The 20,536-nt window shown below is 67.6% G+C and carries 19 protein-coding genes; 9 read left to right on the top strand and 10 right to left on the bottom strand.

Going from position 1 to position 20,536, the window contains the following annotated elements; all coding sequences use genetic code 11:
• Positions 1-97 precede the first annotated feature (97 nt).
• The 6 genes from GGD82_RS08950 (at position 98) to GGD82_RS08925 (ending at position 7,039) form a co-directional block, all read left to right on the top strand.
• Positions 98-985: an aldolase gene (locus GGD82_RS08950; protein WP_281292718.1), complete on the top strand. Its 888-nt coding sequence runs from the start codon at positions 98-100 to the stop codon at positions 983-985.
• 42 nt (positions 986-1,027) lie between these two features.
• Entirely contained in the window at positions 1,028-2,035 is a 1,008-nt protein-coding gene (locus tag GGD82_RS08945) for a zinc-dependent alcohol dehydrogenase (protein ID WP_150061265.1), read from the top strand.
• A gap of 52 nt (positions 2,036-2,087) precedes the next feature.
• Complete coding sequence (locus tag GGD82_RS08940) at positions 2,088-3,512, top strand: MFS transporter (protein WP_150061266.1); 1,425 nt, start codon at positions 2,088-2,090, stop codon at positions 3,510-3,512.
• A gap of 102 nt (positions 3,513-3,614) precedes the next feature.
• A complete protein-coding gene (locus GGD82_RS08935) occupies positions 3,615-4,523 on the top strand; it encodes an NAD(P)-dependent oxidoreductase (RefSeq protein WP_150061267.1) in 909 nt (302 codons plus the stop codon).
• Positions 4,456-6,030: an MFS transporter gene (locus GGD82_RS08930; RefSeq protein ID WP_311731933.1), complete on the top strand. Its 1,575-nt coding sequence runs from the start codon at positions 4,456-4,458 to the stop codon at positions 6,028-6,030. Before GGD82_RS08935 ends, GGD82_RS08930 begins: the two co-directional genes overlap by 68 nt.
• A 100-nt stretch (positions 6,031-6,130) precedes the next feature.
• The gene (locus tag GGD82_RS08925; protein ID WP_150061269.1) at positions 6,131-7,039 is read left to right on the top strand and encodes an aldose epimerase family protein; all 909 of its coding nucleotides are present in this window, start codon (positions 6,131-6,133) and stop codon (positions 7,037-7,039) included.
• Between the two features lie 84 nt (positions 7,040-7,123).
• Here GGD82_RS08925 and GGD82_RS08920 read toward each other — a convergent pair whose 3' ends face one another.
• From GGD82_RS08920 to rpmH, 10 genes are all read right to left on the bottom strand, one after another.
• Positions 7,124-7,807 (bottom strand): polysaccharide deacetylase family protein, encoded by a 684-nt coding sequence (locus tag GGD82_RS08920; protein WP_150061270.1) that lies wholly within the window; start codon positions 7,805-7,807, stop codon positions 7,124-7,126.
• 17 nt (positions 7,808-7,824) lie between these two features.
• Positions 7,825-8,955 (bottom strand): glycosyltransferase, encoded by a 1,131-nt coding sequence (locus GGD82_RS08915; RefSeq protein ID WP_150061271.1) that lies wholly within the window; start codon positions 8,953-8,955, stop codon positions 7,825-7,827.
• Positions 8,952-10,094 carry a sulfotransferase gene (locus GGD82_RS08910; RefSeq protein WP_150061272.1) on the bottom strand — a complete coding sequence of 381 codons (1,143 nt, stop codon included), beginning with the start codon at positions 10,092-10,094 and terminating at the stop codon, positions 8,952-8,954. Before GGD82_RS08910 ends, GGD82_RS08915 begins: the two co-directional genes overlap by 4 nt.
• A gap of 188 nt (positions 10,095-10,282) precedes the next feature.
• On the bottom strand, positions 10,283-11,638 hold the full coding sequence (tolB, locus tag GGD82_RS08905) for a Tol-Pal system beta propeller repeat protein TolB (RefSeq protein WP_150061273.1): 1,356 nt from the start codon (positions 11,636-11,638) through the stop codon (positions 10,283-10,285).
• A 322-nt stretch (positions 11,639-11,960) separates the two neighbouring features.
• Positions 11,961-12,899, bottom strand: coding sequence for an acetylglutamate kinase (gene argB / locus GGD82_RS08900; protein ID WP_150061274.1), 939 nt, complete (start codon positions 12,897-12,899; stop codon positions 11,961-11,963).
• Between the two features lie 48 nt (positions 12,900-12,947).
• A complete protein-coding gene (gene yihA / locus GGD82_RS08895) occupies positions 12,948-13,652 on the bottom strand; it encodes a ribosome biogenesis GTP-binding protein YihA/YsxC (RefSeq protein ID WP_150061275.1) in 705 nt (234 codons plus the stop codon).
• A 21-nt stretch (positions 13,653-13,673) separates the two neighbouring features.
• On the bottom strand, positions 13,674-15,488 hold the full coding sequence (yidC, locus tag GGD82_RS08890) for a membrane protein insertase YidC (protein WP_150061276.1): 1,815 nt from the start codon (positions 15,486-15,488) through the stop codon (positions 13,674-13,676).
• Between the two features lie 96 nt (positions 15,489-15,584).
• Positions 15,585-15,938 (bottom strand): membrane protein insertion efficiency factor YidD, encoded by a 354-nt coding sequence (yidD, locus tag GGD82_RS08885; RefSeq protein ID WP_150061408.1) that lies wholly within the window; start codon positions 15,936-15,938, stop codon positions 15,585-15,587.
• A gap of 29 nt (positions 15,939-15,967) precedes the next feature.
• On the bottom strand, positions 15,968-16,480 hold the full coding sequence (rnpA, locus tag GGD82_RS08880; RefSeq protein ID WP_246163724.1) for a ribonuclease P protein component: 513 nt from the start codon (positions 16,478-16,480) through the stop codon (positions 15,968-15,970).
• Positions 16,481-16,584: 104 nt separating this feature from the next.
• Positions 16,585-16,719 (bottom strand): 50S ribosomal protein L34, encoded by a 135-nt coding sequence (rpmH, locus tag GGD82_RS08875; RefSeq protein WP_150061277.1) that lies wholly within the window; start codon positions 16,717-16,719, stop codon positions 16,585-16,587.
• Between the two features lie 188 nt (positions 16,720-16,907).
• Here rpmH and GGD82_RS08870 point away from each other — a divergent pair, with 188 nt between their 5' ends.
• The 3 genes from GGD82_RS08870 (at position 16,908) to GGD82_RS08860 (ending at position 20,421) form a co-directional block, all read left to right on the top strand.
• A complete protein-coding gene (locus GGD82_RS08870; RefSeq protein WP_150061278.1) occupies positions 16,908-17,699 on the top strand; it encodes a TVP38/TMEM64 family protein in 792 nt (263 codons plus the stop codon).
• The gene (locus GGD82_RS08865; RefSeq protein WP_150061279.1) at positions 17,696-19,141 is read left to right on the top strand and encodes a dihydrolipoyl dehydrogenase family protein; all 1,446 of its coding nucleotides are present in this window, start codon (positions 17,696-17,698) and stop codon (positions 19,139-19,141) included. Before GGD82_RS08870 ends, GGD82_RS08865 begins: the two co-directional genes overlap by 4 nt.
• Before the next feature lie 314 nt (positions 19,142-19,455).
• The gene (locus tag GGD82_RS08860; RefSeq protein ID WP_211364705.1) at positions 19,456-20,421 is read left to right on the top strand and encodes a Bug family tripartite tricarboxylate transporter substrate binding protein; all 966 of its coding nucleotides are present in this window, start codon (positions 19,456-19,458) and stop codon (positions 20,419-20,421) included.
• Positions 20,422-20,536: the final 115 nt, after the last annotated feature.

Below are 20,536 nucleotides of genomic sequence, written 5' to 3'. Positions count from 1 at the left end.
GCGCGCCCGACGCGCCGCATGGGGGTGTCGCAGCCTGGAGTCTCCTTCCTGACGACACCGTTCCCGTCTCCGCCCGTATCTTAGAAGGAGTAACCCGTTGCAAGCAGTAGAACAGGCGTCCTCACTCAAGGATATCGCGCGACCATCCGGCGGCTTCGCAATGCTGGCCGTTGATCAACGGGAAGCCATGCGCCTGATGTTTCAGGCGGCCGGCGCGGCGGTGCCGGTGCCGGATTCCGCCCTGACGGACTTCAAGGTCATGGCGGCCAAGATTTTGTCGCCTTACGCGTCGGCGGTTCTGGTCGATCGGGACTTTGGACTGGCCCAGATCCTGAAGGAAAAGGCCGTCGCGCCGACCTCGTCGCTCATCGTTTCGGCCGACGAATTCCTGCCGGGCAACGGTATTCCTGTGGACGCCGTCCGCATCGATGATGCGGTCGATCCCGCGCAGGCCAGCAAGGACGGGGCGAAGGCCCTGAAGCTGCTGGTGTTGTGGCGCGCCGACGAGGATCCGGCCCAGCGGCTGGCGATGGTGGACGATTTCGTTCGGCGCTGCCGGTCCGCGGGCCTGCTGTCCATCATCGAGCCGGTGGTGCGGCCGCCGCGTCGCGGATGGGCCTTCGACCACGATGAGGCCATTGTCGCCGCCGCCAAGGAGTTGGGGCGCACCGGGGCCGATCTCTACAAGGCCGAAATGCCGATGGCGGGCCAGGGACGCACCGATGTGGTCCTGAAAGCCTGCCAGCGTCTGAATGACCAGATCGAAATGCCCTGGGTGATCCTCTCGTCGGGCGTCCAGGCCGACATCTTCGGCCGCGCCGTTCGCTTGGCCATGCAGGCCGGGGCTTCAGGGTTCCTGGCCGGGCGCGCCGTCTGGGCGTCCGTGATCGGGGCCGAAGACACGCCCACCATGCTCCGCGACGTGTCCGTACCGCGCCTGCAACGGCTCGGTGACATCGTCGACGAGTGCATGGCGGCGCGCTGAACACCTTAAGAAAAAAGCCGTTTCCAAACTCTGGAGGAAACCATGCCCGTGATTCAACAGGTGGAGTTCCCCGAACTTGGCGTCGTCCGGTGCGGCGAAGTCAACGAGGAGCAGCCTGACCTTGGACCGAACGAGGTGCGTCTCAGACTCTCGCACCTGGGGATCTGTGGCTCGGAGTTGCATGTCTTGGCCGGCGGACATCCGTTTGCCAAGCCGCCGACCATAACGGGACACGAGATTTCGGCGGAAGTGGTGGAGATCGGCGCCGAGGTCACCACGGTCGCGGTCGGCGACCACGTTGTCGCCGACCCCATCATGGCCTGCATGGAATGTCCCGCCTGTCGCGCCGGTCGCTACAACCTGTGTGAGCCGCCTCAGGTGGCCGGGTTCCGGGCGCGCGGGTTCGGACGCTCCATGCTGGTGCTTCCCGAACGCAACCTGCACAAGGCGGACCGCTTGGTCCCGATGCAGGTTCTGGCGTTCGCCGAGCCGGCGGCCTGCGCCTATCACTGCGTCAACCGCATGCCGAAGGCGGCGCTGGAAAACATCCTGGTGATCGGCTGCGGCACCATCGGTCTGTCGATCGTCCAGGCGCTGCGGATCATGGGGGCGGGCACCATCACCGCCATTGAACCCGATCCCCAAAAGCGCGAACTGGCCAGCGAATTCGGCGCCGCCCGCACCGTCGCACCGGGCGATTTGCCGGAAGACGACCGGTTTACCGGCGTGATCGATGTCGTGGCGTCCCAAGCCACCATGACCGAGGCCTGCACGCGCGTGGTCGCGGGCGGCACCGTCGTCTGCATGGGCGTGCCCACGGGACCGCGCGAAGTTCCCCTGCCGATGATGCAGCGGTTCGAACGCGATCTGCTCAGCTCCGGCATGTATGTGCCGGGCGACTTCGATGTGGTCGTCGGCTGGCTCGAAAAAGGCCTGTTCGACACACAGAAGCTCGTGACCGACGTCTTCCCCGTTGAGGACGTGGCCGCGGCCTATCAGCGCGCGCAAGAGAAAGATTCGATCAAAGTTTTGATCTCTTTCGAGAAATAGGGCCGCGCAACCCACGATCTCGTCTTTGAGACCCTTTCGAACGGGTACAGTCATGAGCACCACGGCTTCTCACGCGCACGTCATCCGACGTCCGCAGGATGTTGTTGACCTCGTCAACACCCATCCCGCCATCCGGTCCGGCCTCGGCATCACGTTGATCGCCCTGGGCGGCATTCTGATCGACGCCTATCAGGCCGCGATGATCGGCTTCGGCAACCGCTACATCGCGCAGGAGTTCGGCATTTCGCCGGGACTGGCCGCGACGGTGAACGCATCGGTTCTGATCGCCGCTCTGTTCGGCGGCCTGATGGCTAACCGGGTGGTGGAGCGCTTCGGCCAGCGCACCGCCTTCGTCATCGGCATGGGCATGTGCACCGTCGGCGCCGCCGCCGTCGCGTTCGCGCCCAATGTGCTCGCGCTTTTGCTCTGCCGTATCATCATGGGCATTGGTCTGGGGATCGACTTCCCCCTGGCCACCAGCGCGGTGGCGGAACTGCGCGGGTCGTCGTCCAAGAAGACCGGCACGTCCGTCAATCTGTGGCAGATGGGGTGGTACCTTTCGACCACGGTCGTCTATCTGATCCTGGTCCCCCTCGCCGCCAGCAGTGTGGCCGAGCCCGATCTGTGGCGCTACGGCATCTTTATTGGCGCCGGCTTCGCCGTGGTCGTCATGATCCTGCGTTGGGTCTATCTGGGCGAATCCGCCATGTGGGCGGCCCGCAAGAATCGGTTCGACCAGTCCTGTCGCATTCTGAAGACGCGCTATGGCGTGGACGCCCAGACGGCCTCCGACGCGGTGGCCGGGACTGAGGGCGCGACGGACCAGGTCAAGGGTGCCTACCGAATCCTGCTGTCCGGGCGCTATCGTCGTCGCACGATCCTCGGCTGCGTCGTCGCCACCATGCAGGCATGGCAGTACAACGCCGTGGGCGTGTACCTGCCGCTGACCCTGGCCGGCATCCTGACCGGCGGCTTGACCAGCGCCCTGTGGGGATCGGCCGCCGTCAATCTGCTGTGCGGCGTGACCGGCGGCGCCATCGGCTCGCTCATTGTGCAGCGCGTCGGCGCGCGTCGTCAGTCGATGATCGGCTTCGGCTTTGTGGTGGCAGCCCTGCTGATCCTGGGCCTAGTTGGCCGTGACAATCCCTGGCTGGCCCTGGGCCTTCTGGGCTCCATCATCTTCTTCCATTCGTCCGGCCCGGGCGGGCTTGGGATGACGATCGCCACCATGTCCTATCCGCCGTCCATTCGGCCGGCCGGTGTCGGCTTCGCCCGGGCGATCATGCGCACGGGGGCCATCGCCGGCCTGATCTTCTGGCCGATGCTGTGGCAGGCCCTGGGAACGGACGCCTTCTTCTGGCTGATGGCGGTGCCTCTGGTGGGCTTCCTGACCTGCGCCCTGATCCCGTGGGAACCGATCGGTGCCGACGTGGATGCCGAGGACGCGGACGTTCTGGCCCAGATCTCTAAAGGCTGATCATCGGTGGGACCGGGCCTCGCAAGGGGCTCGGTCCTTGCTGTTTGGAAGGCGACCCCGGCATCGGTACCGAGGATCGCCGAACGAGCAAAGGAACATGCAATGTCTGAGAACCAGGACCTGCGACAGATCGGTTTTGTCGGGCTGGGAGCCATGGGGGGCGCCGTCGTCAAGCGACTGGCCTCGGGCCCGTGGACGGTCAAGGCCTTTGATCTCTCGGAAGACGCCGTGGCGACCGCGGTGGCCAACGGAGCGGTGGCGGCCGCCACGGCCGCCGACGTCTTCGAGGCCTCCGATGTCGTGGTGACCTGTCTGCCGACTCCGGAAATCGTGGAGCGGTTCTGGCGGGAGCACCTTGGCCACCTGAGCGAGGGGGCCTATGCGGTCGACCTCTCGACCATTGACCCGGGGACATCACGGCGCGTGTGCGACAGCGTGGAGGCGACGAAGGCCGCCGGCTTCGTGGCCTGCACCCTGGGCAAAACGCCGGCCCTGGCAGCGGAAGGCGAGATCCCCGTCTTCGTCGGCGGCAAGCCGGAGGCCGTGGCCGCCCTGACGCCCGTCTTCGAGCATATCTCCAACGCCGTCTTCGACATGGGCTCGGTCGAGGGCGCGACGATGTTCAAGCTCATCTCCAATCTGGTGGGCATGACCAATCTGGCCGTTCTCGCTGAAGGTCTTCTGCTCAGCGACGCCGTGGGGATCGATCCGAAGACGTTCTCGGCGGCCCTTCAGACCACCGGGGGCTGGTCATCCCAGGCCGTTATCCGGCTGGACTGGATGATCGAACAGGATTTCGCGCCGCGCTTTGCCGTCGATCTGGCCGCCAAGGATTTGCGGCTGTCCGTGGATGCCGCGGCACGCGGCGGCGTCGCCACGCCGGTCAGCGCGGCGGCCCTGTCGGTGTTTTCCCTGGCGCACGCCGCGGGCAAGGGGGGGCTGGATGCCGCCGCCATCATCGCTGCCCTGGCGCCGGAGCGCGCGACGGCGGAGGACAAAGGCGGAGCCTGACGCAACACCCCGCGCGCGACAACGACGCGGGTCGGGCGCGGGGAACCCCGAAGACAATACCACTATAAAAAAAATAATACCCTTCCTGAAAGGAAGGAATAAGTGGAGGAACGTGATGAATGAGCAAGATAAATCCGCTCCGCAGTCACCTTTTGAGAAAAAAAAACTGAGGCGCGTGGTCGCAGCAAGCTTCGCCGGCGCGCTTCTGGAGTGGTACGATTTTTTCATCTTTGGGACCGCCTCAGGCCTCATCTTTAATCGGTTGTTTTTTTCCAACGCGGACCCGACTTTGGGGATGATCGCGGCGTTTGCGACCTTCGGCGTCGGGTTCCTGGCCCGCCCCCTCGGCGGTATCGTTTTCGGACACTTCGGCGACCGCGTCGGGCGCAAATCCACGCTGATCGCCACCCTGATCATCACCGGCGGCGCCACCTTCCTGATTGGGCTGTTGCCGACCTATCAAAGCATCGGGATCTGGGCGCCGATTCTTCTCGCCACCCTGCGTCTCGTGCAGGGCTTCGGCCTGGGTGGGGAGTACGGCGGAGCCGCCCTCATGACCATCGAGTCCGCGCCTTACGAGCAGCGGGGGTTCTGGGGCGCACTGCCGCAGATGGCCGCATCGGCCGGCATTATGTTGGCGACCGGTGTGTTCGCCCTGTGCAATCTGGTGTTTACCGAACAGGAACTGCTGGCCTGGGGCTGGCGCATTCCCTTCCTGTTGTCGGCTGTGATGCTGATTGTCGGTTTGCTGATCCGGCTGCATGTGGAAGAGACGCTGGATTTCAGCCAGGCGAAGGCCAAGCACGCGAAGGCCAAGACCGACGCAGCGCGCGGCACAGTGACCCGGCCCAAGGAGGCGCTGCCCATCGTCGAGCTGTTCCGTGGCCACCCGCGCGAAATCGTTCTCGCGCTGGGCGCGCGGCTGGCGGAAACCGTGTCGTCCAACATCATCAACGCGTTTGGCATCGCCTATGTGTCGACCCAACTCGCCTTGGGGCGTGAACTGCCGCTGACGGGGATGCTGATCGCCTCGTTCGTCGGGATCGGGATGTGCCCCCTGGCGGGGTGGATCTCCGACCGGGTCGGCCAACGCGCGGTCTACATGGCGGGCGCGATCGCAACCCTGCTGCTGATCTTTCCGTTCTTCATGCTGCTCAACTCCGGGAACGCCACGCTGGTCTGCCTGGCCTTCCTGGTGACCTACAACCTGGGTCCGACCCTGATGTTCGCGGTCCAGCCGACCATGTTCGCCCGCATGTTCCGGACCCGCGTCCGATACAGCGGCCTGTCGTTCGCCTATCAGTTCTCGGCCATTCTTGGGGGGCTGACCCCCTTGATCGCCGCCACGCTTCTCGCGGTTGGCGGTGGCGCGCCGTGGCTGGTCGCAGGCTATGGCGCCGTGATCGCACTGCTGTCGTTCATCTCCGTGGTGCTGGTGGACCCCGCTCCGGTGCGGGGTGTCGATGACCACCTTGCCCATGCCGGAGAGGACGTTCGCTCAAATTAGACGATGTTCGTGATCACGTCGCGCCGGTCCGCCTCGGGGTCACTCCCACGGTGTTGAGCGTTTGAGTGACGCGGCGGATCGGTGCTGAGAGGGATGAGAGATGACTGTGGCTGATGACGCCTATCAGGCAATCCAAAAAGCATTCGACGCGCCCTGGCCGGGGCCGCGCGGGGATCGGATCGCGCTCGGTCACGATGAACTGCGCGCGACCCTTTATCCCGCGGACGGCTGCCGTATCGCCTCCCTGACGGCCTTCGGGTCCGAGGTCCTGCGCAGCTACACACCGGAGCGACGCGGGTTTCAATACGGGTGTTTCCCCATGGTGCCGTGGGTCGGGCGGGTGCGGAACGGCATCCTGCACCACGCCGGGCAGGATCACCCCTTGCCGGTCAACAAGCCGCCCCACGCGATGCATGGCATGGCCTGCTTCGCGCCGTGGGACTGCCTGGAGGCCTCCGGGACCGCCGCGCTCTTCCGGCTGCGCCTGACATCGCCCTGGCCGTGGCCCGGGCAGGTCCTCCAGCGGGTTTCGATCACCAACACCACACTGGACGTGGAGTTGATGATCGAAAGCGACGGCCAGACCTTTCCCGCGGCTGCGGGGTGGCATCCCTGGTTCCGCAAATGGTTGGGACAGCCCGGGGATCCAACGCCGGTGACGGCGGGACCGCAGAGCGAGGCGCTGCGGGTGCGGTTTGCCGCCGACTGGCAGGAAGAGCCCGACGACACCGAACTCTACACGGGTCGCCGCATCGCCCCACAGCCCGGCCCCTACGATGACTGCTTCGGCTTCGAGGGGTCCCTGCGTGCCACCCTGGAGTGGCCGGATAGGCTGACGCTGGATATGACATCCCCGACGTCGACCATGGTGGTCTTCGACAAGCAGCCGGATGCGACCTGTGTGGAACCCTTGTCGGGCCCGCCGAATGGGGTGAATACGGCCCCCACCTTGGTGTCACCGGCCCAGCCGCTGCGCCTCTCCACCCGCTGGGTCTTCACACAGAGATGAGGTGCGACAGCCGGCGGCGATGAGACCCCCTCATCGCCGCCGTGCGTTCTACGCCATAGGGCGCGACGGCCGACGAGAGACGTGTCAGGCGAACCCGGTCTCGATCCGGCGGCGCAGGTGCCCCGCCAACCGGTGCGACAGATCGTGCGGGTGGATGGCGACCCGCAACGGCGTGCCCCAGAACCGCGCGTGACCGTGATTGAGCGCGTTCCAGATCCGCACCGGGCCAACGCGCACCACCGTGTCGGCCTCGAACCCGACCATGGGCACCAGGGTTAAGCGGCCCGTCCGGGCCTCGATGCGGCCCGTGAACACCTCGTAACTCTCGAACGGCAGCGCCGCCAGACGGTCCCTCGGCACGCGGCCAAGCGCCCAGGCCGGCGGCACGTACAGCGCCGGATCGGGCAGATCGTGCGCGCCGAACCACGCATGGCAGCGCGCGATCAGGTCGGCGATCCCGTCGGTGTCGAGCGCCAGATGCTCCGCCACATCGCGAGAGATCAGGAGGCTGTGCAAACGGTGCCCCAGGCCCCGGACGTGCGCCGCCCGGTGGCACCAGCCATGCCCGGCCAGCCGATGGCCCGCCCGCTGCCATCGGCGCAGCGTGTCGATCTGCGCCGGGCGCCAGTCCAGCCCCGGCACCACCAACAGGTCGACCGGGCCGGCCCCGTGCCGCTCCAGCAGCGCGAGCAGATCCGCCACCGGGTCCAAGCGATCCGGCATGACATCATGAAGGGAGACGATGGGCCGCAGGGATCCATTGCGCATGGCGGAAAGAGGACCCGTCATGCCTGTGTGGCGGCAACGGGCGCGGCCAGAACGTCGAGCCAGCCCCGGATGGCGGCGGCGTTCATCTCGCGGGCGCCCTCGGCCCCCAGCTCCGCCTTGCGGCGGCGAATCGCGGCGTCCAGGCTGGCGACGCGGGTCAGGGCCTCCGCCAGCGTCTCGCCGTCACCGATCCGGAACAGGGCGCGGTCGAGCATAGGCCACTCCGTAATGCCGCAGTGCGTCGATACCAACACCGTTCGCCCGCGTGCCAGCGCCTCCAACGCAATGGTACCCAGCGATTCCACATGAGACGGCAACACGAGGGCGTCGTGCGCATCCATCAAACCCGGCAGGCGTGCGCGCGGCGTCCAGCCGGGCAGCGTGACGTTCGCCAGATCGGCCGCCTGGGCCTCCAGCGCGGCCCGCTCCGGCCCATCGCCGGCAATGGTGAAAGCGATGTCCGGCCGGGCGCGCGCCGCGTCCATCACCGCCGCGACGTTCTTTTCCGGCGCCAACCGTCCGGCGAACAGAACCCGGCGGATCGGCCCCGCCAGCGGCGCGGGCGGTGTCTCCAGGAACCCGCGCGGGATCGGCGTGCCCATGAGCTGGACAGCGCGGGCGCCGAGGGCGCGCGCCGCATCGGCCATGGCGTGCGAGTTCGCCAGCACCACCTGCCCGCGCTCGAACAGGAAGCCGTTGGCGATGCGCATGTAGGAGCGTGGAATCATGCCGAGCGCGGTGCGCCAATACAGATCGGCCAGCCGCTCATAGTGGGTGTGGAACCCGACCACCAGCCGCGCGCCCTGCCCCGCCGCGAGCCGGGCGCCGAGCAGGCCCCACGGCCCCGGCGTCGGCACGATGACGGCGTGCGGCCGCAACGCTTGAAGCCGCCGCCGCACCGCCATCGGGTTCGGAAAGGTCAGCGTCTGGGTTGCGTCCCCCGGCAGTGGAAACGAAACCCCGCGCAGGGTGTCGTCCCGGCCCGGCGCCAGCACCGCCACCTCCCCCACCCGCTCCCGCAAATGATCCACCAGATCGGCGTAGTAGGCCCCGACCCCGTTCCGCTCCGGCTCCGCGTCCGACACGATGGCTACGCGCGATGCTTCCACGGGCCCCGGCGCGCCGGGCACGGACGGGTCTGGGATCATGGGACTCTCCGTGTTCCAGGCGCCACCGTTGCGAGGGTGGCGGGGTCCAGACCAAAGGCGCGCGCATCGTAGCGATGACCAGAGCGATAGGCCCGGGCCGCACGCGCCTCCACCTCCAGGCGGGCGTCGAACGTCGGGGCCAGGGGCAGGTCCAACGCAGCGTAGGCGCGCGTCACCGACCCACGCAGGTCGCCTTTCAGGTCCGCCATATCGATCACAACGTGGGACGGTCCGCCCGGGCCCGGCAACACCCGGTCCAGGTTGGCGTAGGCAAACCGCAGCATCGCGGTCATGCGGGCGGGAAACAAACAGCCGTCCGGATCGCTATCGAACAGCCGCGCACCGCCTTGGATCGCCGACAGTTGCGACGGCACGACGGCCTCCGGTTCCCGGTGGCAGCGGATGAAGCGCGCGTCCGGAAAGGTGTCGCGCAGCGCCCCCGCCATGCCGGCGAAGGCAGCGTTCTTGCTCAGCAGTTGCCGGTCCGCGCCATGAACGTACAGATGGCGTTGCAGCAGGCCGCGATAGAACGCCATCAGGCGATCGCGAGCGCCCGGCGGCATGTCCCGGTCGACGTGCGCCAGACGCCAGAGCGCTTCGGCGCCGGGGAACGGCACCACCAGGATGAAGCTGGCCAGTACGGGAAGGAGGGCGAGGTAGTCCTCTTCCGGGGCGTCGAGCGCGGTCGCGTGCACGTCATCGAGGCCGCCGAGCACCACCCGCTCGCCCCACCCCAGCAGCCGCCCGACCGGTCGCCCGATCCGACGGTCGAGAGCGGCCAGACCAAGCACGATCCGCCGCTGCAGGATGGACGGCGCCAGCAGGCACTCCCAGGTCCGGAAGGTCGTGAGGTTCGGGTCCTGCGCGAGCGTGCGGTGAGCCAGCGTCGTGCCGCTGCGGGGCACGCCGAGCACGAACAGCGGCGCCCGCACCACAACGCGGCGATACCCCGGGAACAGCACGTCATCAAGCGCGAGGCAGACCCAATGGACGGCTTGGAGCCCCAGGAAAAGGGGCAACCCCACCAGCGTCAGCGCAAGGCGGCGCGGCGACGGCATCCGACGGCCCGGCGGCGGCCGCAGGGCGGCACCGATCAGGCTGGCCAAGCGGCCGAGGCTGTCCCAAAGGAGCGCGATCACGGCAGGATTCAGACCTCTCCCCAAGAACCCCGGACGAGGCGCCGGCCGCGGCACGCGACACGGGGCGGCCCCGCCCCTTCCGCCAGGTTAGGTAAAGGCCGGCACGGCAGATCGCAAATGACGGTTTCACGACATCCCGGCGGTGCGGTCCGCCCGCGCCCGCCGGGGATCCGTGTCTCAGGAGCGGCTTACGGCAGCAGCGGCGACCACGCCGGGTCCGACGCCGCCGTCGGGGTCTGCACGGCGCGCTCATTGAAGCCGGTCAGATCGATGCTGTACAGGCGCGCCCCCCCGCCGCCCGGCTGCTCGCGGAAGAACATCAGGACGCGACCGTTCGGCGCCCACGTCGGGCCCTCGACCAGATAGCCCTCGGTCAGGAGGCGCTCCCCGCTGCCGTCCGGCTTCATGACGCCGATGTAGAACCGGCCGCCCTTCATCTTGGTAAAGGCGATCAGATCGCCGCGCGGCGACCACACCGGTGTCGCGTACGAGCCATCCCCGAAGCTGATGCGCGTGGCCGCACCGCCGGAGGCGCTCATGACATAGAGCTGCTGCGAGCCGCCCCGGTCGCTGTTGAACGTGACCTGCTTGCCGTCCGGCGAGAACGACGGCGAGGTGTCGATGGCCGGGTTGTTGGTCAGACGGTTGGACTGCCGCGTCCGCAGGTCCATGACATACAGTTCGGAGTTGCCCGCCTCGGCCATGCTCATGATCACTCGGTTGCCGTCCGGCGAGAAGCGCGGCGCGAAGGTCATGCCCGGGAAGTTGCCGAGAAGCTCCCGGCGGCCGGTGTCGATGTTGAACAGGTACACCCGCGGCACGCCCTGGTAATAGGACATGTAGGTGATTTCCTGGGCCGTGGGCGAGAAGCGCGGCGTCAGAACCAGCGCCTGTCCGTCGGTCAGATAGCGGTTATTGGCGCCGTCCTGGTCCATGATGGCAAGACGCTTCACCCGGTCCGTGGCCGCCCCCGTTTCGGCGATGTAGACCACGCGGGTGTCGAAGTAGCCTTCCTCACCCGTCAGGGCCTTGTAGATCTCGTCGGCGACCATGTGCGCCGCGCGCCGCCAGTTGCCGGGGTCCGTGACGATCTGCGAGCCGACGAGCTGCTGACCGGCAAAGACGTCCCACAGACGGAACCCGATCTGAAGGCGGCCGTCGGGAAGCTGCTGGGCCATGCCCTGAACCAGCGCCTGCGCCTTCAGCGCGCGCCAGTCTTCAAAGCGGGGCCGCGTGTCCAACGTCGGCAGCGTCTGGATGAAGGCCGCCGGGTCGAGAATCCGAAACAGGCCCGATCCGCGCAAATCGTTGCCGATGACGGCCGCGACCTCCCGCCCCTTCTGAACGCTGGCCGCATCCGGGCCGGCGAAGTCCGGAATGGCCACCGGAAGCGGATCCTGGCGGCCGCCGGTGATGTCGATACGCACCTGGGCCGCGGCCGGCGCGCTGGCCATCACCAAACTCAGGACGATCACAACGGGCAGCAGCAGAAGCGCGCCGATGTGCGCGCGGCTCAGGGACAGAGCGGGCAGAGAGGAAGGCATGGCGCGGGCCTCGTGTTCACCGATGCGGGATGAATCGCGGGAAATAAGCGGGCTCCTTGATGCCCAAGGAATGGGGCAGGAGTGGGGCATCCCCAAAAACACCCATCGGCCGGCTCAATCGCAGGCGACGCGGCCCGCCCCACCAGACGCCCGGGGCCCAACATACAAAACCGGCGACCCGTGGGGGAACGGGTCGCCGGCCTGGGGGATTGGAAGAATGCGAAGGGGACGCTCTCTTCAGGATTAAGAATAGGCGCGGTCACGTGACTTACGCCTTTCTTGATCATGACTCTTTTTTCATGACCCCTTGTTCATATAGGCGTCACCGCGCTCCGGCACTGGCGCGGATCAGGGTGCCGGCACCATGGGGCGTGAACAGCTCCAGCAGCACCGCGTGCGGCACCCTGCCGTCCAGAATCACCGCCGCCTCGACCCCGGTCTCGACCGCCTTCAGGCAGGTTTCCACCTTCGGGATCATGCCGCCGGAAATGGTGCCGTCGGCGATGCCGGTGTGCGCCTCGGCGGCCGTCATGTCCTCGATCAGCACGCCGTCGCGGTCCAGCACGCCCTTCACGTCCGTCAGCATCAGCAGCCGGCGCGCGCCCACCGCCGCCGCGACCGCTCCGGCCGCCGTGTCGGCGTTGATGTTGAAGGTTTCGCCGTCCTCGCCCTGCCCGATCGGCGCAATGACGGGAATCACGTCCGAGCCCTGGAAGTAGTTCAGGACATGCGGGTTGATTTTGGTCGGCTCACCGACGAAGCCCAGGTCCAACAGCTTCTCGATGTTGCTGTCCGGATCCCGCTTAGAGCGCCGCAGCTTGGTGGCGCGGATCAGGTGGCCGTCCTTGCCGGACAGGCCGATGGCGAAGCCGCCCGCTTGGGTGATGGCGGACACGATCTCCTTGTTGATGGAACCAGACAGGACCATCTCGACGATGTCCACCGTCGCGCGGTCCGTGACCCGCAGTCCGTCCACGAACTCGGACTGGATCTTCAGCCGCTCCAGCATCTTCTGGATCTGCGGGCCGCCGCCATGCACCACCACCGGGTTGATGCCGACCTGCTTCAGCAGCACCACGTCACGGGCGAAGCAACCGGACAGGGTGGCGTCGCCCATAGCGTGACCGCCGTACTTGATGACCACCGTCTCCCCAGCAAAGCGCCGCATATAGGGCAACGCCTCCGACAGGGTCTTAGCCTTCTCCAGCCAGACTTCCCTCAGGGCTTCCTTGTCCTGGGCCGTGGTATCGTATCCGGTCATCCTCTCTACCCCGTCTCTTTCCGCCGCCCCCGCCATATCCCAAGCCGCTCAGCCCACCGGCTGCGCGATCTCGGTCAGCGCGGCGCGCACCTCCGCCAACCCGGCCCCGGTCTGCGATGACGTCACCAAAATCTCGGGATGCGCCGCGACATGCGTGGCCAGCGCGGCCCGCGTCGCCTCCAGTACCGCCTGCACGGCCTGCGAGGCGGGCTTGTCCGCCTTGGTCAGCACCACCTGATAGTTCACGGCGGCCGCGTCCAGCATCGCCATGACGGTGCGGTCGACCGCCTTCAGACCGTGACGCGAATCCACCAGCAGCAGCACGCGACGGAGCGGCGGGCGGCCCTTCAGATAGGCGTTCACCAGCCGCGTCCAAGCGTCGACCTTGGTCTTAGGCGCCCGCGCGAAGCCATGGCCCGGCAGATCCGCGAGCATCAGGCGCGGCTGCCCCTCGGGCCCCAGAACGAAGAGGTTGATCTCCTGGGTGCGGCCCGGCGTGTTGGAGGTGCGGGCCAACGTCTTGCGGCCGGTCAGGGCGTTGACAAGGCTCGACTTGCCCACGTTCGAACGACCGCAGAACGCGATCTCGGGCAGGTCGGAGGCCGGCAATCCCTTCAGGTCCACCACGCCCTTGAGAAACACGCAGGGCTGCGCGAACAGAAGCCGCCCCGCCTCCAGGCGAACGGCCTCGGCGGGATGTCCCGCCGAGGCGTCCTCCGGTTGGACTGCCGAACTGTCGTCGTCCTCAGCCATTCATCGATACGCCCGTCTGCGTCATTTTTCGCCGCTCACCGACACGCCCATGCGCTTCATGATGAACCACTGTTGCGCCATCGACAGCAGGTTGTTCCAGGTCCAGTAGATCACCAAACCGGCCGGGAAGTGCGCCAGCATGAAGGTGAACATGATGGGCAGGAACATCATGATGCGCGCCTGGGTGGGATCGGGCGGCGCCGGGTTCAGCTTCTGCTGCAGGAACATCGTGACACCCATGATGAGGGGCCAGATACCGATGGCCAGAAACGCCGGAGTATCCCAGGGGATCAGGCCGAACAGGGTGAACACGTTGGTCGGATCGGGCGCGGACAGATCGTGGATCCAGCCGTAGAACGGCGCGTGCCGCATTTCGATCGAAACGAACAGAACCTTATACAGCGAGAAGAACACCGGGATTTGGATCAGGATCGGCAGGCAGCCCGAGACCGGACTGGCCTTTTCCCGCTTGTACAGCATCATAAGCTCTTGACTCATGCGCTGACGGTCGTCTTTGAATCGCTCCTGGAGCTTTTTCATCTCCGGCTGAAGCATCTTCATCTTGGTCATGGACTTGTAGGACTTGTTGGCGAGCGGGAAAAACGCCAGCTTGATCAAGACCGTGAAGCCCAGGATCGCAAGCCCAAAGTTGCCAAGGACGTCCTCCAACCACAGCAGGCCATAGAAGAACGGCTTGGTCATGAAATAGAACCAGCCGAAATCGATGGCGAGGTCGAAGTTGGTGATTCCATACTTCTCCTCGTAGCCATCCAGCAACTGAACCTTCTTGGCACCGGCGAACAGGCGGTTCGTAGTCTCGACACTGCTGCCGGGGGCCACGGTCTCGCCAGGCAGGCGATAGTCGACCTGGAACCGCTCGCGCCCCTCGACCATGCGCCGCGTGAACCGGGTCGTCGCCTCCGCCTGCTGGTCATAGGCCAGCGCCGCCAGCCAGTACTTGTCGGTGATGCCGATCCAGCCGCCAGTCGATGTCTGCTCGACCGTGGGCTCGTCTTCCTCAAGGTCCTTGTAGTTGACCTCCTTGAGGGTGCCGTCGAACACACCCAGCGGACCCTCGTGCAGGATCCAGATGCCCGTGGTCTTCGGCCGGTCCGTCCGCGAGACGAGGCCGTAGGGGTACAGCGTCACGGGCTCGCCGCCGGTGTTCTCGACCCTCTGCGTCATCGTGAACATGTAGTTCTCGTCGATCGCCACGGTGCGTACGAACCGCAGCCCCTGACCATTGTCCCAGGTCAGAGTGATGGGCTCGTTCACATGCAGCGTATCGCCCGACGCCTGCCATTGCGTTTCCGGGCCGGGCACCGGCTGCGACACGCCGGCCGGGGTGGCGGCGGCGACCCAGCCGAACTCGGCGTAATAGGGATCGACCGAGCCGGCGGGGGAGAACAGGTGGATCGGCGGGCTGTTCGGATCGAGTTCCTCGCGGTAGGTCGGCAGGGTCAGATCATCCAGACGCGCGCCCCGCAGGCGGATCGAGCCGTGCACCCGGGGCGTGTCGATGGCGACCCGCCCCCCTTCCGTGGCGGCAATCGCCTCATCGCGGGACATCGCACCGGCCGTGGCCGGCATCGAGGCGGTCTCGGCCCCCGGTGCGGACGGCACCGCGCCCCCGCTGTCGGCGGCGGGCGCCCCCGGGGCCCCGGCGGATCCCTCCCCGGGCAGCGCGCCCGGTTCGGCGGGAGACGTGGTGGCCTCGCCGGCCACCGTCTCGACGGGCTCGGGCGGCGGCACGATCACGCGCCACACCATTTCGAACCCGAACAAGACCGCGATGGAGAGCACGACCGCAAGGATCAGATTACGCTGTTCGACCATGAGTCCTTTGTCCGTCAGGAGACCCGACCCGCCAGACAGCGACCCGGGCATAGCGTGCGCGACAGCGGGGCGTCTTCGGCGCGGACCCTCCGCCAATCACGGAAGGTCCGCCTCGCGCCCACCGCCAGGACTCCGCGGTCCTGCCGTGTCGAGAGGCCCCGTCGCGTCGGAATCCGCAGTGGATACGGGGCCGTTCGACCGTTTCGGACGGGCCCGCGCTTCGGGGACGGGATCGTATCCCATGCCGCCCCAAGGATGGCAACGAAGAATCCGCCGCGCCGCCAGCCAACCACCCCGCACCACACCGTGCCGCTCCAACGCCTCCATGGCGTAGGCGGAGCAGGTCGGCATGTAGCGGCAGTTCTGACCGAGAAGCGGCGACAGAAAGAGCTGATAGACGCGGATCAGCCCGCGCAGCAGATGGCGCGGAACGTGCCCGGCGGCGGTGATCCAGGGTCCCGCCCGATCGCCCCCCGACGTCACGGGGCACTCCGGCGCGGCGGTCCGGAGCGCTTGCCGCCCCCCTTGGGCGGACGGCCGCCGCCGCCCCCATGTCGGCCCCCGCTGCGCGCGCGGTCCTCGACGACCCGACGCAACGCGCGCTCCAAATCGTCCAGCAGGCGCGCGAAGGCCTGGGCGTTTGTCTCCTGCCGTCCGATCAGCACGTAATCCCAGCCCGGCCGGGCGTGGCCGGGAAAGATCGCGTCGGCGGCCGCACGCAAGCGGCGCCGCGCGCGGTTGCGCACGACGGCCTTGCCGACCTTGCGACTGCAGGTAAAGCCGAGACGAGGGACCGGCGGCTCCGCGTCCGGGGACAGGCGCCGGACGGCCGGATTGGGCGCGGCCTGAAGAATAAAGCCGGCCGTCACGACCTTGCGGCGCCCCCCCGCCACACGCAGGAAATCGCCCCGTCGCTTGAGGCGATCAGGGCGCTCGCCGGACTCGGTGTCCGGCGGTGTTTCCGTGGCGCTGGACGCGGGCGCGTTCATCATGGACACCCGGGAAGAGACCCGATCCGGGCTGGACCATCCGGCTCCGGCGGGTTCGTTCGGGTCGGCGGCGACCCGCCCGGGGCCGGCGTCGTACGGGCGACCGGTTACGCGCTCAGACGCTTGCGGCCCTTGGCGCGACGAGCGGCGAGCACACGGCGACCGCCAACGGTGGCGCTGCGGCTACGGAAGCCGTGGCGCCGCTTGCGGACGAGCTTGGAGGGCTGATAGGGGCGTTTCACGGCGGCGACTCCGTCTGACACATCAATGAAGTTTGGGAGCGCGGTTTATATAGGGGCCTTCCAAGGGAGTCAACGTCATGCAACGGCGAGAGATGCGCGCGAGCACGCAATCCCGTCGGCGTGTGAACAGACCCTGGCACTGAACGGGAGCATTGAACTGGCCTCACCGCTGTATCAAATGGTCCACTATGAGTCAGGAGTCCGTCCATACGTCCGTCGATACGGAGCCCCGGGACGGCACCGCCCCGCCGGACGCACCCGCCGGCACAGGCACGGGTCGCGGTCGGAGCCTTGCGCGCCTTTTGATCGCCCTCGGCTTCGCCGCCGGATTCGTCGGGTTCCTTGCCCTGGGCGGCGACCTGTCGCAGACGTTCGAGACCCTGGCCGCGAATCATGCCGCCGTCTCCTGCTGGGTCGACACGCACAAGGGCCTCGCCGCGCTCGCCTTCGCGACGGCCTATGTCCTGGTGGTCGCCTTCAGTGTGCCCGGCGCTGTGTGGATGAGCATCGTCGGCGGCTATCTCTTCGGCACCGTGGCGGCCACCGCGCTGATCGTGGTCAGCGCCACCCTTGGGGCCACCGTGATCTTCCTGGCCGCCCGCTTCGTGTTCGGTGACGCTTGGCGGGACAGCCTGCGCGGAAGCATCGCCCGCCTTCAGCAGGGGCTGCGCGAGAACGCCTTTTCCAGCCTGCTCGTGCTGCGGCTGATCCCGCTGTTTCCGTTCTGGCTGGTTAATCTGGTGCCCGCGTTCGTGGGCGTGCCTATGGGCACGTTCATCGCGGCCACCGCGCTCGGGATCATTCCCGGCGCGGCCGTCTATGCCGGCGTCGGCAACGGCCTGGATGCCGTTTTTGCCGCCGGGGAGGTCCCCGACCTCGGCGTGATCTATGACACAGCGGTGTTCGCCCCGCTACTCGGCCTCGCCGCCCTGGCGATGCTGCCCACGGCCTACCGCCTCTGGAAAGGTCGCGGGCCATGACGCAGCGCGCCTCCCGCCTCCTTCGCCCCGACCTGTGTGTCATCGGCGCCGGCTCGGCCGGGCTGACCGTCGCCGCCGGAGCTGCCCAGATGGGGGCGTCGGTCGTTCTGGTCGAGCGCGGCGCGATGGGCGGCGACTGCCTGAACACCGGCTGCGTGCCGTCCAAGGCGCTGCTGGCCGCCGCCGCCTCGGCCCAGGCCGCCCGCACCGCCGAACGGTTCGGCATCGGCCTGCCCGAGCCGGCCATCGATTTCCCCGCCGTGATGGCCCACGTCCGCGACGTCATCGCCCAGATCGCGCCCATGGATTCAGTGGCGCGGTTCGAGGGCTTGGGCGTCACCGTGCTGCGCGACCATGCCCGCTTCGTGGACGCCCGCACGGTGGAAACCGGCACCGGCCAGTGCATCCGGGCGCGCCGGGTGGTGATCGCCACCGGATCGCGCCCCGTCGTGCCGCCGATTCCCGGCCTGGCAGACGGGCCGTTCCTGACCAACGAAACCATCTTCGACCTGACGGACCGGCCGGAGCATTTGGTGATTCTCGGCGGCGGCCCCATCGGCTGCGAGCTGGCGCAGGCCTTCCGCCGGCTGGGCAGCGCGGTCACGCTGATCGAGGCCAAGCGTCTCCTGGGCCGAGACGACCCGGAGCTGACGGCCGTGGTGCGCGACCGGCTGACGGCGGAGGGTGTCCGCATCCACGAGGCCTGGTGCGCCGAATCCGTCACCCAGCAAGCCGGCCGCGTGCGGGTGCGGGCGGCGGATGCGACCGGCGCAACGGCGTCGTTCGAGGGCTCGCACCTGCTCGTGGCTCTGGGGCGCGCACCCGTCGCGGACGCCCTGAACCTTGACGTGGCCGGGATCGCCCACACGGCCCGCGGCATCACCGTGGACGACGGGCTGCGCACGACCAACCGGCGGGTCTATGCCATCGGCGACGTCACCGGCGGCCCGCAATTCACGCATGTGGCGGGCTACCATGGCGCCCTGGTGCTGAAGTCGGCGCTGTTCCGCCTGCCCATCAAGGCATCGGCGACCGCCCTTCCCCACGTGACCTTCACGGACCCGGAACTCGCCGCCATCGGCCTGAGCGAAGCCGAGGCGCGGGCGCGCCACGGCGACGCGGTCCGGGTGTTGCACTGGCCGTTCGCGGACACCGACCGGGCCCGCTGCCAGCGGGCGACCGACGGACTCGTAAAGGCCGTCACCGACCGCAAGGGCCGCATCCTCGGCGCGGCCATCGTCGGGGCCCAGGCCGGAGACCTGCTAGCGCCCTGGATCCTGGCCCTGCACCGGGGCGTGCCGGTGCGCGCCTTGGCGACCATGGTCGCGCCCTACCCCACCCTCTCGGAGACCGCAAAGCGGACGGCCGGGGCGTACTATGCGTCCCGGCTGTTCTCCGACCGAACCCGGCGTGTCGTGCGTCTGCTATCCCGGCTCGGGTAGGACCGTCACCCGAACGTCGTTTCCACCATGCGGAATTCAATCACCCTATCCGCTCGGGCAGGGGGCGTTCCGCATCGCACCCGCGAGAATCATCGTTTTCCCTGTGGAATCAATACTCTCGCCAGCCCGTCCGAGCCACCCTTTGGAGCGGTCGCGCGCCCACGCACCCAACCGCGCTCGCCGCAAAGGGTTCAGTTTGCGCAACAATGATATTGAACTGTCGTCCTTTCGTTACACATTATTTTCTAGGGAACGGGGCTCCGCGCATCATTCGGACCCAGACCTAAAACCAGAAGGATGTGGGAGGACACACCGTGCTGACGTCACTCAGGACCCAGGCCGCGGCCGCCGCCTGCGCGCTCGCCGTTGCCGTGACCGCCCCCTCGGCCCAGGCGGCGGACTGGGAGCCGCACAAGCCGATCGAAATGGTCATCATGGCCGGCCAGGGCGGCGGCGCGGACCGCCTCGCCCGTTTCTTTCAATCCCTGATCCAGAAGCACGATCTGACGAACATGCCGGTCCTACCCGTCAACAAGGGCGGCGGCTCGGGCGCCGAAGCCTTGCGCTACATGAAGGACAACGCCGGCGACGCCCACAAGGTGATGGCGACCCTGAACAGCTATTACACCACGCCGCTGCGCCAGGACATCGGCGTGGATATCGAGACCTTCACCCCGATCGCCCGCATGGCCGTGGATACGTTCGTGCTCTGGGTCAACGCCGATTCGGACATCCACACCCTCGACGAGTTCGTGACGGCGGTGAAGGAGGCCGACGGTTCCTGGAAGATGGGCGGCACCGGCACCGGTCAGGAGGATTCGCTGGTCACCGCCATGCTGGAGCAGGAGTTCGGGATCAAATTCACCTATGTGCCGTTCGACGGCGGCGGAACCGTGGCCAAGAACCTTGTCGGCGGACACATCGATTCGACGGTCAACAACCCCTCGGAGCAGCTCCCGTTCTTCCGCGCCGGCAAGTCCCGGCCGATCGCGACCTTCACCGAGGCGCGGCTGGAGCCGCTGCCGGACGTGCCCACGATGACCGAGCTGGGCCATGACCTGACTTACGGCATGCAGCGCAGCTTCGTCGGCGCGCCCGGCATGCCCGCCGACGCCCAGCAGTACTACATCGACCTCTTCACCAAGGTCTCAGAGAGCGAGGAGTGGCAGGAGTACGCCGCCAGCGAAGCGCTCGACACCAAGCTGCTGACCGGCGACGCCTTGCAGGAGTACTTCCTCAAGGAACGCGCGACCCACGCGAAGATTCTGGGCATCAACTAAGGATAAGCGTGCCTCCGCCGGATCCACGACTCCGGCGGCAGGATCAGACCCGACGCGGGGCGGCTGCCGGTTCGGCACCGCCCCGTATCCGGTTTTGTGCGCTCATTTGCGCGGA

The organism is Roseospira marina, assembly GCF_014197855.1.
GTDB lineage: Bacteria > Pseudomonadota > Alphaproteobacteria > Rhodospirillales > Rhodospirillaceae > Rhodospira > Rhodospira marina.
This window is presented reverse-complemented; position numbering and strand designations above follow the sequence as displayed.

Coding starts and splice junctions, on each gene's coding strand:
- GGD82_RS08945 (WP_150061265.1), top strand. CDS start 1,028: ATGCCCGTGATTCAACAGGTGGAGTTCCCCGAACTTGGCGTCGTCCGG.
- GGD82_RS08940 (WP_150061266.1), top strand. CDS start 2,088: ATGAGCACCACGGCTTCTCACGCGCACGTCATCCGACGTCCGCAGGAT.
- GGD82_RS08935 (WP_150061267.1), top strand. CDS start 3,615: ATGTCTGAGAACCAGGACCTGCGACAGATCGGTTTTGTCGGGCTGGGA.
- GGD82_RS08930 (WP_311731933.1), top strand. CDS start 4,456: ATGCCGCCGCCATCATCGCTGCCCTGGCGCCGGAGCGCGCGACGGCGG.
- GGD82_RS08925 (WP_150061269.1), top strand. CDS start 6,131: ATGACTGTGGCTGATGACGCCTATCAGGCAATCCAAAAAGCATTCGAC.
- GGD82_RS08920 (WP_150061270.1), bottom strand. CDS start 7,807: ATGCGCAATGGATCCCTGCGGCCCATCGTCTCCCTTCATGATGTCATG.
- GGD82_RS08915 (WP_150061271.1), bottom strand. CDS start 8,955: ATGATCCCAGACCCGTCCGTGCCCGGCGCGCCGGGGCCCGTGGAAGCA.
- tolB (WP_150061273.1), bottom strand. CDS start 11,638: ATGCCTTCCTCTCTGCCCGCTCTGTCCCTGAGCCGCGCGCACATCGGC.
- argB (WP_150061274.1), bottom strand. CDS start 12,899: ATGACCGGATACGATACCACGGCCCAGGACAAGGAAGCCCTGAGGGAA.
- yihA (WP_150061275.1), bottom strand. CDS start 13,652: ATGGCTGAGGACGACGACAGTTCGGCAGTCCAACCGGAGGACGCCTCG.
- yidC (WP_150061276.1), bottom strand. CDS start 15,488: ATGGTCGAACAGCGTAATCTGATCCTTGCGGTCGTGCTCTCCATCGCG.
- rnpA (WP_246163724.1), bottom strand. CDS start 16,480: ATGATGAACGCGCCCGCGTCCAGCGCCACGGAAACACCGCCGGACACC.
- GGD82_RS08870 (WP_150061278.1), top strand. CDS start 16,908: ATGAGTCAGGAGTCCGTCCATACGTCCGTCGATACGGAGCCCCGGGAC.
- GGD82_RS08865 (WP_150061279.1), top strand. CDS start 17,696: ATGACGCAGCGCGCCTCCCGCCTCCTTCGCCCCGACCTGTGTGTCATC.